Raw genomic sequence first — 14,890 nt, forward strand, 5'->3', positions numbered from 1 at the left:
TCGGCCTTTCTCAGATGCCCGCAGCGTGGCGGACAAGGGTTTCGGGGCTCAGGTCATCGCCGTCCAGTTCTGCCGCGATGCGCCCTTCGCGCATCACGATGACCCGGTCGGACATGCCGAGGATTTCAGGAATTTCCGAGCTGACCATGATGACGGCCAGCCCCTGTGCGGCCAGTTCGGCCATGAATTCATGCACCGCCGCTTTCGAGCCGATGTCGATGCCCTTGGTTGGTTCATCCAGGATGATGACCTTGGGTTGGGTGGCCAGCCATTTGGCAATGACCACCTTTTGCTGGTTGCCGCCCGACAGGGTGCCCAGTTCGGTGTCCAGCGAGGCCGCCCTGAGGTCGAGCCGCCGGGTGTATTCGCGCGCCAGCTTGAATTCCTCGGCCAGCCGCAAAAAGCCCCGGTGCGAGGTTTTCGACAGCGACGGCAGGGTGACGTTCTGGAAGATCGGCAGCGCGGTGATGGCACCCTGCTTGCCGCGATCCTCGGGCACATAGACCACGCCGTTGTGGATGGCATCGGCCGGAGAGCGGATCACCCGCACCGCGCCGTCGATCTTGGTGACGCCCTTTGATGGCGTGGTGATGCCGAACAGCGCCTGCATCAGTTCCGACCGGCCCGCGCCGACCAGACCGTAAAAGCCCAGGATCTCGCCCCGGCGCAGGGAAAAGCCGATGTCGGCGAATTCGGTGGGGTGGTCATAGCCTGCGACCTGCAGGATTTCCTCGCCGATCTGGCTGTCGCGGGTCGGGAAGATCTGGCTGACATCGCGGCCCACCATCATCTTGACCAGATCGGATTCGGTGACGTCCGAGATCAGTCCGTCGCCCACGAACTGCCCGTCGCGGAAGACGGTGAAGCGGTCGGCGATGCGGAAGATCTCGTCGAACTTGTGGCTGATGAACAGGATCGCCTTGCCCTGCGCCTTCAGCTTGTCCACCAGCTCGTACAGCTCCTGAATTTCCTTGTGCGACAGGGCGGCTGTGGGTTCGTCCATGATGACGACGCTGGCGTCGATGGACAGAGCGCGTGCGATGGCGACCAGGTGCTTGTTGGCGATGCCAAGGTCGCGCAGCTTGTGCGAGGGTTCGATCTCGGCCCCGACACCGCGCAGGATCTCGCGCGCCCGGCGTTGCATGGTGGCCCAGTCGATCAGGCCGAAACGGTTCCGCGGCGCATGGCCCAGGAAGATGTTCTCGGCCACGGACAGTTCGTCGAACAGCACGGTTTCCTGGTGGATCGCGGTGACGCCCGCGTCGGCGGCATCCTGCGCTGTGGCGAAGGTCACGGCCTCGCCGTTGACCCGGATCGCGCCGCCGTCAGGCTGGTAGATGCCGGTGAGGATCTTGACGACCGTCGATTTGCCGGCGCCGTTCTCGCCGATCAGGGCGGTGACCTGGCCGGGGTACAGGCCCAGCCTGACCTCGGACAGCGCCTTGACGCCCGGAAAGATCTTGGTGATCGCGTCAAGCGCCAGGATCGGGTCCGGGGCGCCTGCCGGCGACGCCGGTGCGGCAGCATTTCTGGCCATCTCTGCCTCTTTTTCTGACTGGAGTAATTCGGGGGTGCGGGGGGCGATGGCCCCCCGCGTGGTCTGCGCGCCGTGGCGCGCCGGCCTCAGAAGATGCTCTTGAACTGATCGATGTTCGAGCTGTCGTAGACGAAGGGGTCGGCCATGGCGGCGGCGTTGGATTCGTCCAGGGTGATCGATCCCATGCGGCCGATCTCGATGGTGGCGCCAGGCTCGGCCACAGCGTTTTCGCTGGCCAGCTGGTAGGCGATCATCGTGGCCGAATAGCCCAGATCGATCGGGTTCCAGATCGCGAAGGACTTGGACGCGCCGCTTTCGATGGCCCCCGCCATTTCCGACGGCAGACCCAGACCGGTGACGTTGACTTCACCGATCTTGCCGGCATCGGCCACGGCCTGAGCGGCGGCCACGATGCCCACCGAAGTCGGTGCGATGATCGCGTCCAGATCCGGGTAGGACTGCATGAGGCCCTGCGCTTCGCGATAGGATTTGTCGGCCAGGTCATCGCCATAGACGGTCGCGACGACCTCGATGCCCGGATAGTTGCCCATCACCTTGTTCATTTCCTCGATCCAGACGTTCTGGTTGGTCGAGGTGGTGGTGGCCGACAGCAGGGCAACCTCGCCGCCATCGGGCAGATGGTCGGCGGCCAGCTTGATGATCATGTTGCCGATCAGCGGGTTCGACGACGGGTTCAGATGCACCTGACGGCCTTCTTCGGCAACGCCGCTGTCCCAGGACACGACGGTGATGCCGCGCTGCATGGCCTTCTTCAGGGTCGGCACCAGTGCATCGGTGTCGTTGGACGATACGGCGATGGCATCGACGCCCTGCGCGATCAGCGAGTTGATGACCTCGATCTGGCCCTCGGCGGTGGTGTCGGTCGGGCCGGTGTAGATGACCTCGACGTTGCCCAGTTCGGCGGCGGCTTCTTCGGCGCCCTTGGCGGCGGCTTCGAAGAAGCCGATGCCCAGAGCCTTGACCACAAGCGCGATGCGCATGGTGTCATCGGCCATGGCGGTGGTGCCCATGAAGCTGGTGGCCAGGCTGACGCCAGCCAGGAGTTTGGTGAAGTTGCGACGGATCATGATGAGTTCCTCCCTATGGTCACAACGGAAACAACGTCCTAGGACGCTGAGCTCTCTTTCTGACCGCGGCCCGTATGGGCCACGACCAGTCGGATATCTGCCGCCTCAAGCATGGCGGCGGTCTTGTCGGTGATGCCCTCGTCGGTGATCACCGTGTCGATCCGGGTCAGCGGGCAAAGCACCAGGCTGGACCGGTTTTCAAATTTCGAGCTGTCCACCAGAACCACCAGTTCGTCGGCCTGGTTGATGAGCTTCTGCTCGGCCTGAATCAGCAGCGGATCGGTTTCCATCAGGCCCACCGGTCCCAACCCCTGCGCGCCCATGAACATGCGGCGGGCATAGAAGTTGCGGGTCACGTCATTGTCGAAGGGCGACAGGATGATGTTCTGTTCGCGGTAGATCGCCCCGCCCGACAGCATGATGGTGTTCTTCGAATGCTTCAGCAGATGCTCGGCAATCGGGAATGAGTTGGTGAAGACCTGGCAGCGGCGCGAGGCCAGCGGATGCACCATCTGGAACGTCGTGGTGCCGCCGTTGATGATGATCGGTTCGCCATCGGCGCACATGTCCACGGCGGCCCGGGCAATCGCCTGCTTTTCCTGCGTGTGCATGGTTTCGCTGACTTCGAAGGGGCGCCCCGAAAGACCGACGAACTGCGGCGGGGTGACGGCTTCGGCACCGCCACGCACCCTGCGCAGCTGTTTCGTGGCATCCAGAGCCGAGATGTCGCGCCGGATCGTGGCTTCAGAAGCATCGGTCAGCGCGCACAGCTCGGCCACGGTCACGACCGGCCGATCCTGGACGGCGGATAGAATGATTCCGTGGCGTTCTTTCTCGTGCATGGCGTCCTCCCTGTTGCACAACCTGCGTGGATTCGTGGCGTTGTGTCAATCAAAAAATGTCATAATCAATCATGCTGCGATGCAGAATGATTGAAACTGATGGAAAATGATTGACAAAGGGCACGTCAGATCTCATCTTGTGCGAGACATTACGCACCGGGCGCGCCGCGCTCATCGGGAGGAAGACATGCTTAAATCCGCTGAAAAACAGACACTTGAAAACCGTTGGGACGAGAGTGTCGCGGACGGGATGAGCGAATCGGAGCTGCTGCTCTACCGTTCCAACATCCTTGGCGCTGACAAGCGCGTGACCAATTACGGCGGCGGCAATACCTCGGCCAAGGTCATGGAAACCGACCCGCTGACCGGCGAAGAGGTCGAGGTTCTCTGGGTCAAGGGCTCGGGCGGCGACATCGGGTCGATCAAGATGGACGGCTTTGCCACGCTCTACATGGACAAGCTTGAGGCGCTGAAGGGCCTGTACCGCGGCGTTGAGTTCGAAGACGAGATGGTCGGCTACCTGCCGCACTGCACCTACAAGCTGAACCCGCGGGCGGCCTCGATCGACACGCCGCTGCACGCCTATGTGCCGCGCAAGCACGTGGACCATGTGCATGCGGATGCGATCATCGCAATTGCCGCTTCCAAGAATTCCCGCGAACTGACGCAGCAGATCTTCGGCGACAAGATCGGCTGGCTGCCGTGGAAAAAGCCGGGGTACGAGTTGGGCCTGTGGCTGGGAGACTTCTGCCGCGAGAACCCCGACGCCGACGGCGTGGTTCTGGAAAGCCACGGCTTGTTCACCTGGGGCGATACCGCGCGCGACTGCTATGACAAGACCATCGAGGTCATCAACACCGCAACGGCATGGCTGGCCGAAAAGACCGACGGCGTCGCGGCCTTTGGCGGTGCCCGCCACCAAAGCCTGTCGGCCGCGGAACGCCGCGCCGTGGCCGCCCGCCTGATGCCCGCCATTCGCGGCTATGTTTCGGGCAACCAGCATATGGTCGGCAATTTCAACGACAGCGACGCGGTTCTGGAATTCGTCAACTCGGCCAACCTGGAGCCGCTGGCGGCCCTTGGCACCTCCTGCCCGGACCACTTTCTGCGCACCAAGATCCGCCCCCTGGTGCTGGAATTCGACCCGGCGCAAAACAATCTGAACGCGGTCCTGGAAGGTCTTCCGGCGCAGGTTGCGGCCTATCGCGACGACTACGCGGCTTATTACGACCGCTGCAAGCATGACAATTCGCCGGCGCTGCGCGATCCCAACGCGGTGGTCTATCTGGTGCCCGGCGTCGGCATGATCACCTTTGCCAAGGACAAGGCCACGGCCCGCATCTCGGGCGAATTCTACGTCAACGCCATCAACGTGATGCGCGGTGCCTCGTCGGTCAGTGACTACGTCGGCCTGCCCGAGCAGGAAGCCTTCGACATCGAATACTGGCTTCTGGAAGAGGCCAAGCTGCAGCGCATGCCCAAGCCCAAATCGCTGGCCGGGCGCGTGGCGCTGGTCACCGGCGGGGCAGGCGGCATCGGCGCGGCCACGGCGGAACGCTATCTGTCGGAAGGCGCCTGCGTGATGCTGGCCGACATCAACGAAGATGCGCTCGACTCGACCTCGCAAAACCTCGCGTCGCGCTTCGGCAAGGACGTGGTGCGCACCGTCACGATGAATGTCACCGACGAGAACGCCGTCGCGGCGGCCTTTGCCGAATCCGCGGTCGAATTCGGTGGCATCGACATTCTGGTGTCCAACGCCGGCATCGCCTCTTCGGCCCCGGTCGAGGAAACCTCGCTGGCGCTGTGGAACAAGAACATGGACATCCTGTCCACCGGCTACTTCCTGGTCAGCCGCGAGGCCTTCAAGGTGATGCGCGTGCAGGATATGGGCGGCGCGGTGATCTTCATCGCCTCGAAGAACGGTCTGGCGGCCTCGCCCAACGCGGCGGCCTATTGCACCGCCAAGGCCAGCGAGATCCACCTGGCCCGCTGCCTGGCGCTGGAAGGCGCAGAGGCCGGCATCCGGGTCAATGTGGTCAATCCCGACGCGGTGCTGCGGGGCTCGAAGATCTGGGAAGGCGAATGGCTGGAACAGCGCGCGGGCACCTATGGCACCGACAAGGGCGGGCTTGAGGAAATGTATCGCCAGCGCTCGATGCTGAAACGGTCGGTTCTGCCCGAGGATATCGCGGAGGCCGCTTATTTCTTCGCCGCCGACACCTCGTCCAAATCCACCGGCAACATCCTGAACGTCGATGCCGGCAACGTGCAGGCGTTCCCGCGCTGAGCGCTGGAACCCAACGGGAGGAATGAGCATGAGCAAGACCTATGACATGGCGCGCGAGACCTTCGCGCAGTGGGGGATCGACAGTGAATCCGCCCTGCAGCGCCTCGCGACCATCCCGATCTCGATGCATTGCTGGCAGGGCGATGACGTGGTGGGGTTTGAAACCAAGACCGGCAGTTCCGGCGGTGGTATCCAGGCCACCGGCAACCATCCCGGCCGGGCCCGCACGCCGGACGAGTTGCGCGCGGATCTGGAGTTCGCCTACGCGCAGATCCCCGGAAACCATCGCCTGAACCTGCACGCGATGTATCTGGACACCGAGGAGAATCCTGATCGTGACGAGATCGAGTTTCGCCACTTCGCGCCTTGGGTGGACTGGGCCAAGGGGCAGGGGATCGGGCTGGACTTCAACCCGACCTTCTTTGCCCACGCCAAGGCCGACGACAACCTGACCCTCAGCCATCCCGACAAGGGCATCCGCGACTTCTGGATCGAACATGGCAAGCGCTCGCGCGAGATCGCGGCGCAGATGGGCGCGGCCCTGGGCAGTGCGGCGGTCAACAACATCTGGGTGCCGGATGGCTACAAGGACACGCCCATCGACCGCATGGCGGCCCGGGCGCGGCTGGAAGCCTCGCTGGACCAGATGCTGGCCGATCCGCTGGGCGCGGCCGAGATGCGCGACGCGGTGGAAAGCAAGCTGTTCGGCATCGGTGTGGAAGCCTGCACCGTGGGCAGCCATGAGTTTTACATGGGCTACGCGATCCGCAAGGGCACGCTGCTGTGTCTCGACATGGGCCATTTCCACCCGACCGAGAACGTCGCCGACAAGCTCAGCGCGGTGTCGCTGTCGCTGGACGAGATCCTGCTGCATGTCTCGCGGCCGATGCGTTGGGACAGCGACCATGTGATCCTGCTGGACGATTCCATTCTGTCGATGGCGCAGGAACTGGTGACGGCGGATCTGCTGGACCGGACCCGGATCGGGCTGGACTTCTTCGATGCCACCATCAGCCGCACGGCGGCCTGGGTGATCGGCACGCGGAACATGCAAAAGGCACTGCTCAGGGCGCTGCTGCTGCCGCTGGACCAGTTGACCAAGGCCGAGACGGCGCTGGACTACACCACCCGCCTGACCCTGACCGAAGAGTTCAAGGATCTGCCATTCGGCGCGGTCTGGGACGAGTTCTGCGCCCGCCAGGATGTGCCGACGGGGCTGCCCCTGATCCGCGAGTTGGATGCCTATCAGGCGGCGGTCGCCAGCCGGGGCTAGACCCGAGGGTCAGAAAAACTGGCGTCGCGGATCGCAGGATGATCCGCGGCGCTTTTTGGTGACCTTCAGGTGCCGGACGGGCGCAGAAGCCGCCCCTTCAGCCGCCGCCACAGCGGCGTTTGCGACACGAAGATCAGCACCACACCGATGAACAGCACCGTGGAAAGCGGGCTGGAGAAGATGCCGGCGAAGAAGCGGCCCAGATCCTCGCGCTCGGAAATGATCGCGCGGCGCCAGTTGTCGTCCAGCAGCCGCGACAGGATCACCCCAAGGATCACCGGCCCCAGGGGATAGCCGTAGTGGCGCAGGAAATAGCCGAAAACGCCGAAGCCCAGCATCCAGTAGACATCCGCGATCGAATTGTTCACCGCATAGGCGCCGACGATGGACAGCAGCAGGATCAGCGGGATCAGCACCGACCGGGGCATCTCGACAATCCGGGTGAACAGCTTGATGCCGGTCAGGCCGAAGATCAGCATGAAGACATTGGCCGTCAGCAGCGCGCCGACGATGAACCAGAACATCTCGGGCCGGTCGATCATCAGCATCGGGCCGGGGTTCAGCCCGTGGATGAACAGCGCCCCGATCATGATTGCTGTTACCGCATCGCCGGGAATGCCCAGCGTCATCATCGGGATGAAGGCGCCCCCCACGGCGGCATTGTTGGCGGTCTCAGGCGCGACCAGCCCCTCCATAGCACCCTCGCCAAAGGGGCGCTCAGGGTGTTTGGTGACGCGCTTGGCATGGTCATAGGCCATCAGCGCCGCGATATCGCCGCCGGTGCCGGGCAGGGCACCGATGACCACCCCGATGGTCGAGGTTTGCAGCGACAGCGGCAGGTGCTTGCGCACCGTGGCCAGCGACGGCACAATGCGGTCGATCTTCTGGCGGATCGCGGGTTTGTCCACGTGGTGCAGTTGCAACAGCGCTTCGGACACGCCGAACATGCCGATCATCACCGCGATGAAGGAAATCCCGCCCTCGAGGATCTGCAGATCGAAGGTGAAGCGCTCGGTAAAGGTCAGCGGGTCGCGGCCCACGGCGCCAATGGCGATGCCAAGCGCTCCCGCGAAGATGCCCTTCACAAGGCTGCCAGTGGACAGCGACCCCACCAGCAGGATGCCCAGCAGCGCCAGCAGCATGTAGTCGCGCGGCTGGAACCGCAGCGCGAAGTCCGACACCAGTGGGGCGGCCAGCGCCAGCACGCCGATGCCGACAAAGCCGCCAATGCAGGACATCACCGTGGTGACGCCGATGGCGGTGCCGGCTTCGCCGCGCCGGGCCATGGGATAGCCGTCCAGCGCCGTGGCAATGGCCGAGGGTGCGCCGGGGATGTTCAGCAGAATGGCGGTGCGTGCGCCGCCATAGACACCGCCCATGTAGATGCCGATCATCAGCGAAATCGCCGGGTAGACATCCCACGAGAAGGTGAAGGAGATCAGGATCGACACCGCCATGGTCACCGACAGCCCCGGAATGGCGCCGACATAGATCCCGGCAAAGGTGCCAAGCGCCACCAGCGCCAGAAGCTGCGGCTGGGCAAAGACGGTCAGCAGGGGTGTCAGCACCTCCATCAGCGGGCCCCCGTGCCGAGATCGCGGAAGATCTGGATGAATTCGGCCTCGGGCACGATCCCCGGCGGCATCAGCACGGTAAAGACGATGCGGAAGATCAGCCAGATCGCCAGCAGGCTGCCGGCCGAGACCGTCAAGGCAAAGCCCCAGCCGCGTCCGGACAGGATGCGGATCGACACGATCAGGAACAGGCCCGAGGTCGGCAGGAAGCCCAGCGGCTTGAGCAGCAGCGCATAGGCGATCAGCAGCAGCACGAAGATCACCACCACACCCGGCAGGATGTCACGGCGCAGGGTTTCCCCGGCGCTGCGGGGCAGGCGGGCGGTGCGCAGCACCACGATCAGCGAGGTCACCACCATCGCCGTGCTGGCCGCCATCGGCACCGAGCCGGGGGCCGACAGCGCTTCGAAGCCGGAAATGCCATAAGCGCTCCACAACAGGCCAAGGCTGGCCAGCAGCAACAGGACCACGAAGATCAGTTCTCCGGGCCGGCGGGCATCGTCACAGCCGCCGAGGGTGGCATCCGAGGTGCCGTCGTGGTGGTCGGGCTCAGGTCGTCTCATGGGGGTCCTTGCCGCCGAACGGGTGGCGGCTTGCAGAGAAACGGCGCCGCGCTTCGGGGGAAGGGCGGCGCCGGTTGGGGCCGGCGGCTGTCGGGCCGCCGGTCTTGCGATCATTCACCCGGGCGCGCGATCCCGAACTCTTCCGGCGAGGCCTTGGTGTGGCCGCCGTCCTGCAACAGCCAGGTCGTGCCCTGCTGCCATTTGGTCAGGAAGTCGGTGGCCTCCTGCCCGGAAATGCCCATCAACTCGAACCCGCGGTTTTCCATCAGCTCGACAAACTCCGGGTTCGCGACGCCCTGGGCATAGGCGTCCGACAGTTTCGCCACCACGTCATCGGGCGTGCCCTTGGGTACGAAAACTCCGAAGAACGGCCCCCACGGCAGGTAGGTCTCGAACGCCGGGTTGAAGGCGGTGACCGGGGGCACGCCCGGCAGCTTGTCGGTCTCGGCCACGTCGAAGACCGCCAGCGGCTTCATGGTGCCGGCGCGGATGCCCTCGATGGCAATACCCAGAACCGCCGGCATCACATCCACGGCCCCGCCTTGCAGCGCGGTCAGCGCCGGGCCGTCGCCGTCATAGGGCACGGCGATCACGTCCAGCTCCCCCTCGACGGTGTTGATCATCGCGGTGATGACCGACGGCAGCCCGCCCGGCCCGGTAGCGCCGAAACGCACCTCGCCGGGGTTGGCCTTCACATAGGCGACCATCTCGGCGTAGTCGTCGAAGGGTGCATCCACATTGGCCACCACCAGCGGCGTGCCACGGGCCAGGATCGAGACCGGGATGAAATCGTTGTAGTCCTTGTCGCCCAGTCCCATCACCTTGTAGAGCAGCGGGTTCTCGGCGCCCATCAGCAGGGTATAGCCATCCGGGTCGGACCCGGCCACATGGGTCAGGGCGATGGCGCCCACCGCGCCGGTCATGTTCTGCATCACGATGGTGCCGCCCAGGGCCTCCTCGGCATGCGGCGTGACCGAGCGCATCACGGTGTCCGTGGACCCACCGGCGCCCCATTGAATGATGCCCTGGATTTCCTTGGCCGGATACTCCTCGGCCTGCGCGGCCCCCAGGCCAATCGCCAGAACCGAGACGGCGCTCAGGATGACGTGCTTCATGTGGTCTCCTCCCCATGCGTGATGATCTTCTTGGGCAGCACCGGCTGCCTGACGCCTGCGACTATCATCGCAACCGGGCGGGAAGGTCAAATATCAATCCGCGAAAACAAGCCTGTGCCAGGGACGCAGGACCGCGGGAGCGGGGTACGGCGGCTTGACCGGCGTCAGGACCGGCCCCTAAGGTGAAGCCATCCCGACACAACCTCATGGCCGGATCGCGTGCAGCTGTCGTTCCCCACCCTCGGGCTGCTTGTCAGCCTGTCCCTGCCAACGGCCCTGCTGGACCGGTGCAGCCCGCATGAAAGCAATGTGGCCTTGGGGGAGTTGGCGCGCGAGCGTGTGGCGCTGACCGCCACCGCAAGCGAGATCATCGTCGGCCTTCCGGTGGCCGAGGGCAGCCGGGTGCAGGCCGGTGATGTGCTGGTGCAACTCGATCCGGCGATACGGCTGGGCAATCTGGCGCTGGCAAAGGCCGATCTGGCCAGGGCGCAGGCCAATCTGGACAAGCTGCGCGACGGGCCGCGCGCCGAAGAAATTGCCATCGCCCGCGCCGAGGTGGACGGTGCCCGTGCCAATCTGACCGAGGCCGAGGCGAATTTCGAACGTAACAGCATTCTGGTGGAACGCGAAGCCATCACGCAGGCGCGGATGGATGCCAACCGGGCCGCCCGCGACGCCGCCCGCGCCAAGCTGGAAGCCGCACAGGCCCGTCTGCTGGAGTTGGAAACTGGCTCGCGTCCCGAAGACATCGCCATGGCCGTCGCCACGGTCGAGGCGGCGCGCGCGCGGGTCGCGGTGGAACAGACCCATCTGGACAACCTGGCCGTCACCGCCACCCGCGCCGGGGTGCTCGACAGCCTGCCGTGGAACCTGGGCGAGCGGGTGACGCTGGGCAGCCCGGTGGCGATCCTGCTGGCCGGATACCGGCCCTTTGCCCGTGTCTATGTGCCGGAACCGGCGCGGGTGAAGGTGCGTGAGGGCGACGAACTGCTGGTCAGTGTCGACGGTCTGGACAAGCCTCTGCGCGGCGTGGTGCGTTGGATCAGCGTCAACGCCGCCTTCACGCCCTATTACGCCCTGAACCAGGAGGATCGCAGCCGCCTGATGTATCTGGCCGAGATCGACCTGCCCGGCGCGGCGGCGGCAGCACTTCCGGTGGGCATGCCAGCGCAGGCGCATCTGCCGTGAGCCCGGCACCGCCGCCCGATCCCGAGGTGGTGGTGTCCACCACCGGGCTGACCCGCCGCTTCGGTCCCAAGACCGCCGTCGATACGGTGGATCTGACCATCACGCGGGGCGAGATCTTCGGCTTTCTGGGTCCCAACGGCAGCGGCAAGACCACCATGATGCGGATGCTCACCGGCCTGCTGATCCCCAGCGAAGGCCGGGCGCGGGTGCTGGGCGTCGATCTGCCGGGCAAACCCGAGCCGTTGAAGCAGAAGATCGGCTATATGACCCAGAGCTTTTCGCACTACCGCGATCTGACGGTGACCGAGAACCTGGATTTCGCGGCGCGCATCTACGGCCTGCCGCGCCGCCGCCGCAAGGCCCGGATCGAGACGCTGCTGCAGCGCTATGATCTGGAGGCACAGGCCCATCAGATCGCCGGAAGCATGAGCGGCGGCCAGCGGCAGAAGCTGGCGTTGGCGGCGGCAGTGCTGCACGAGCCGCAGTTGCTGTTTCTTGATGAGCCGACCTCGGCCGTCGATCCTGAAACCCGGCGGCAGTTCTGGGCACGGTTGTTCGATTTGGTGGACGGCGGCACGACAATCATCGTTTCGACCCATTTCATGGACGAAGCCGAACGCTGCCACCGCATCGCCATCCTGGAAACCGGGATCAAGCGGATCGAAGGCGCACCGCCCGACCTGATGGCGGGGCTGAAGGCCAATGTGATCGAGGTGACGGGCGACCAGTTGCGTCATGCCAAGGAGGTGCTGGACGCCGACGCGGCAGTGCTGTCCTCGGCCCAGATCGGCGCGCGGCTGCGGGTGCTGGTGCGCAAGGATCAGGCCGACCCCGAGACCCATGTGGCCGCCCTGTTGCATGACGCCGGTCCGGTCACCTGCCACCGGACACGCGCCAATCTTGAAGACGTCTTCGTCGCCGCAACCGGGGGCGGGGCCAAGCGCCCGGCAGAGGCAGCCGCGTGATCTCGATCGGGCGCATCGGCGCGATCCTGAAGAAGGAATTGCTGCAACTGCGCCGCGACCGGATGACCTTTGGCATGGTCATCATGATCCCGCTGATCCAGTTGGCGCTGTTCGGCTATGCCATCAACACCAACATCCGCCACATTCCCGTCGGGCTGGTCGATCAGGACCAGAGCGGGCTGAGCCGCATGCTGGTGCAGATGGTCGGCGCCACGCAAGTGGTGGAGTTCACCCAGACCTATGCCACGCCGCAACAGGCGCAGCAGGCGCTGACGGCGGCCGAGGTGCGCGCGGTTCTGATCATCCCGCCGGACCTGCCGGCGCGGCTGGTACGCAGCCCGGCCATCGGCGCCGCGCCGCCCCCGGCGACGGATATGGTCAGCGCCCGCCCGGTAGCGCAATGGATCGTCGACGGCTCGGACACGATGATCGCCGCCGGGATCAAGAGCCTGCGCTCCATGCCGCTGACCGAGTTGTTCCGGCAGCCGCCGAACCGGGTTGTGCCGACTTTCGAGATGGCGCTGTTCTACAACCCCGAGCAACGCTCGGCGGTGAACATCGTGCCGGGGCTGGTGGGGATCATCCTGACCATGACCATGATCATGTTCACCTCGGCGGCCATCGTGCGCGAAAGCGAGCGTGGCAACATGGAGATGCTGATCAACACCCCGGTGCGCCCGATCGAGCTGATGATCGGCAAGATCATCCCCTATATGGTGATCGGGCTGGTGCAGGTGGCGATCATCCTCGGCCTTGGCTACCTGCTGTTCAACGTGCCGGTGAACGGCTCGCTCTGGGTGCTGCTGGTGGTGACCCTGCTGTTCATCGGGGCCAGCCTGTCGCTGGGGCTGGTGCTGTCGACCATTGCCACCAACCAGCTTCAGGCGATGCAGATGACCGTGTTCATCCTGTTGCCGTCGATCCTGCTGTCGGGGTTCATGTTTCCCTTTGACGGGATGCCCGGACCGGCGCAGGCCATCGCGCAACTGCTGCCCGCCACCCATTTCATGCAGATGATCCGGGGCGTGGTGCTGCGCGATGCTGCGCTGATGGATATGGCGGGGGGGATGCTGTGGATGGCGGGGTTCACAGTCTTTGGCCTGCTCGTCGCCACCCTGCGCTTTCGCAAACGGTTGTAGGGGGCTCAGAAAGTGACCCGCGCCCGCAGGCTGGCGACATAGACCCGGTCCTGCGTCGGGTTGGCGGCGGGGTGGATGACCATCTGCACCGACGGTGTGATCGCCAGATGCTCCAGCAACTGGAAGCGGTAGAACAGCTCGCTGGTGTATTGATCGCGCAAACCGTCCTGCGCGGGATCCCCCCATCCGGCGGCGATGCCCAGAACGCCGCCCGCCGCGCGGTCGTTGACGTCAAAGCCGACGCCCAGCCCGGCCACGAGGTCGGATTTCAGCAGGCTGGCCTTGCCGTCGGAATGGCCGCCGAACACGAAGGGCATCCAGCGGTCGTTGAACAGGTGGCTTGCGGCGAAGGTGACACCGCTGCTTTCGGGAATGCCCGCGTCGGTGCGGGCGTCCTGATGCCAGAGTTGCAGCTTGATCTGATCCCAGCGCCAGCGGTCCGGGGTCGTCGGATAGTAGCGGAACTCGACCGACTTGTAGAACTCATGCGCGCCGATGGTGTCGAACGGGTTGCCTGTGGTCTTGCCGTTGGCATCGTGGATGCCCGCCACCACCACGAAATGTTCCCCCAGCTGGGCACCGATCCCACCGCCGAAGGCCCGCCCCGGGGCCGGTTTCGACAGGCTGCTCTGCATTGCCGTGTTCTGGAACCCGCGCATCGAAGACGACAGGGCGTGGGTGTTGTACCACGAGACCGCGCTGATCTTGCCGAAGATGAACTTGAACTTGCCGTCCAGCAGCGATTGCCGCCAGGCGTATTCCGTGACCGCAAAACCGAAGTCGCTGAAGCCGGTGCCGGAGGAGGCGAAACTGCCGAACTGATAGGCCAGTTGCGAAGGCGGAATATCGGTGCCGCCGGTATGGCGGTGTTCCACGCGGAAGGTGAACTTGCCGACATTCTTGGTGCCGCGTCCGACCAGATCCCAGGCGCCCTGGATCTGCCCGCGCGCTGCCGCGGCGCGGGTTTCGCCCAGACTTTCGCTGGCCGCCTGTCCCAGCGCCTGATAGCTGAAGGACAATTGCAGGCCGGTGTTCTGGTAGAGCCGCTTTTTCCAGGCGAACCAGGGTTGCAGGGCGGTTTGCGCCCGGGCCCAGTCCAGCAGGCTTTCGCGCCGGATATCATCCTGCGACAGATCCTCGGCCACACCACCACCGCCTTCCAGCGGTGAAGTCAGGTTATAGCCCGAATGCGTCTGCGCCCCCTGATCGACGCCCGACAGGGCGCCCTGGGACTGGGCGCTTGCGGTTCCGGCCAACAGCGCCAGAAGGCCCAGACCGGCAAGCCCGGCCTTGGATCGGCGACAGGCCCGTTTCAA

Annotated in this window: 12 protein-coding genes; 5 read left to right on the forward strand and 7 right to left on the reverse strand. The window is 65.0% G+C overall.

The features are described 5' to 3' along the window. Positions 1-10 precede the first annotated feature (10 nt). The 3 genes from AB0T83_RS10670 to AB0T83_RS10680 all read right to left on the reverse strand — a co-directional run bounded on the left by AB0T83_RS10670 (position 11) and on the right by AB0T83_RS10680 (position 3,467). Positions 11-1,537 (reverse strand): sugar ABC transporter ATP-binding protein, encoded by a 1,527-nt coding sequence (locus AB0T83_RS10670; RefSeq protein WP_366193015.1) that lies wholly within the window; start codon positions 1,535-1,537, stop codon positions 11-13. Positions 1,538-1,623: 86 nt separating this feature from the next. Further along, the gene (rhaS, locus tag AB0T83_RS10675; protein WP_366193016.1) at positions 1,624-2,625 is read right to left on the reverse strand and encodes a rhamnose ABC transporter substrate-binding protein; all 1,002 of its coding nucleotides are present in this window, start codon (positions 2,623-2,625) and stop codon (positions 1,624-1,626) included. A gap of 38 nt (positions 2,626-2,663) precedes the next feature. Continuing rightward, complete coding sequence (locus tag AB0T83_RS10680; RefSeq protein ID WP_366193017.1) at positions 2,664-3,467, reverse strand: DeoR/GlpR family DNA-binding transcription regulator; 804 nt, start codon at positions 3,465-3,467, stop codon at positions 2,664-2,666. 187 nt (positions 3,468-3,654) lie between these two features. Between AB0T83_RS10680 and AB0T83_RS10685 the strand changes: the two genes are divergently transcribed. Further along, entirely contained in the window at positions 3,655-5,757 is a 2,103-nt protein-coding gene (locus AB0T83_RS10685; RefSeq protein ID WP_366193018.1) for a bifunctional rhamnulose-1-phosphate aldolase/short-chain dehydrogenase, read from the forward strand. Positions 5,758-5,785: 28 nt separating this feature from the next. Next, positions 5,786-7,030 carry an L-rhamnose isomerase gene (locus tag AB0T83_RS10690; RefSeq protein WP_366193019.1) on the forward strand — a complete coding sequence of 415 codons (1,245 nt, stop codon included), beginning with the start codon at positions 5,786-5,788 and terminating at the stop codon, positions 7,028-7,030. A 65-nt stretch (positions 7,031-7,095) separates the two neighbouring features. On the opposite strand, the gene AB0T83_RS10695 is transcribed toward AB0T83_RS10690, so the two are convergent. From AB0T83_RS10695 to AB0T83_RS10705, 3 genes are all read right to left on the reverse strand, one after another. Further along, on the reverse strand, positions 7,096-8,604 hold the full coding sequence (locus AB0T83_RS10695; protein WP_366193020.1) for a tripartite tricarboxylate transporter permease: 1,509 nt from the start codon (positions 8,602-8,604) through the stop codon (positions 7,096-7,098). Further along, entirely contained in the window at positions 8,604-9,167 is a 564-nt protein-coding gene (locus AB0T83_RS10700; RefSeq protein ID WP_366193021.1) for a tripartite tricarboxylate transporter TctB family protein, read from the reverse strand. Before AB0T83_RS10700 ends, AB0T83_RS10695 begins: the two co-directional genes overlap by 1 nt. A 110-nt stretch (positions 9,168-9,277) precedes the next feature. Next, positions 9,278-10,282, reverse strand: a complete 1,005-nt coding sequence (locus tag AB0T83_RS10705; RefSeq protein ID WP_366193022.1) for a Bug family tripartite tricarboxylate transporter substrate binding protein — start codon at positions 10,280-10,282, stop codon at positions 9,278-9,280. 219 nt (positions 10,283-10,501) lie between these two features. Here AB0T83_RS10705 and AB0T83_RS10710 point away from each other — a divergent pair, with 219 nt between their 5' ends. The 3 genes from AB0T83_RS10710 to AB0T83_RS10720 are packed head-to-tail and all read left to right on the forward strand — an operon-like array spanning position 10,502 to position 13,574. After that, entirely contained in the window at positions 10,502-11,470 is a 969-nt protein-coding gene (locus AB0T83_RS10710; protein ID WP_366193023.1) for an HlyD family secretion protein, read from the forward strand. Further along, the gene (locus AB0T83_RS10715; protein WP_366193024.1) at positions 11,467-12,435 is read left to right on the forward strand and encodes an ABC transporter ATP-binding protein; all 969 of its coding nucleotides are present in this window, start codon (positions 11,467-11,469) and stop codon (positions 12,433-12,435) included. The genes AB0T83_RS10710 and AB0T83_RS10715 overlap by 4 nt, the downstream gene beginning before the upstream one ends. Next, a complete protein-coding gene (locus AB0T83_RS10720) occupies positions 12,432-13,574 on the forward strand; it encodes an ABC transporter permease (RefSeq protein ID WP_366193025.1) in 1,143 nt (380 codons plus the stop codon). The genes AB0T83_RS10715 and AB0T83_RS10720 overlap by 4 nt, the downstream gene beginning before the upstream one ends. A 5-nt stretch (positions 13,575-13,579) precedes the next feature. On the opposite strand, the gene AB0T83_RS10725 is transcribed toward AB0T83_RS10720, so the two are convergent. After that, positions 13,580-14,890 carry a carbohydrate porin gene (locus tag AB0T83_RS10725; RefSeq protein ID WP_366193026.1) on the reverse strand — a complete coding sequence of 437 codons (1,311 nt, stop codon included), beginning with the start codon at positions 14,888-14,890 and terminating at the stop codon, positions 13,580-13,582.

This window comes from Meridianimarinicoccus marinus (genome assembly GCF_040689105.1).
Taxonomy (GTDB): domain Bacteria; phylum Pseudomonadota; class Alphaproteobacteria; order Rhodobacterales; family Rhodobacteraceae; genus Meridianimarinicoccus; species Meridianimarinicoccus marinus.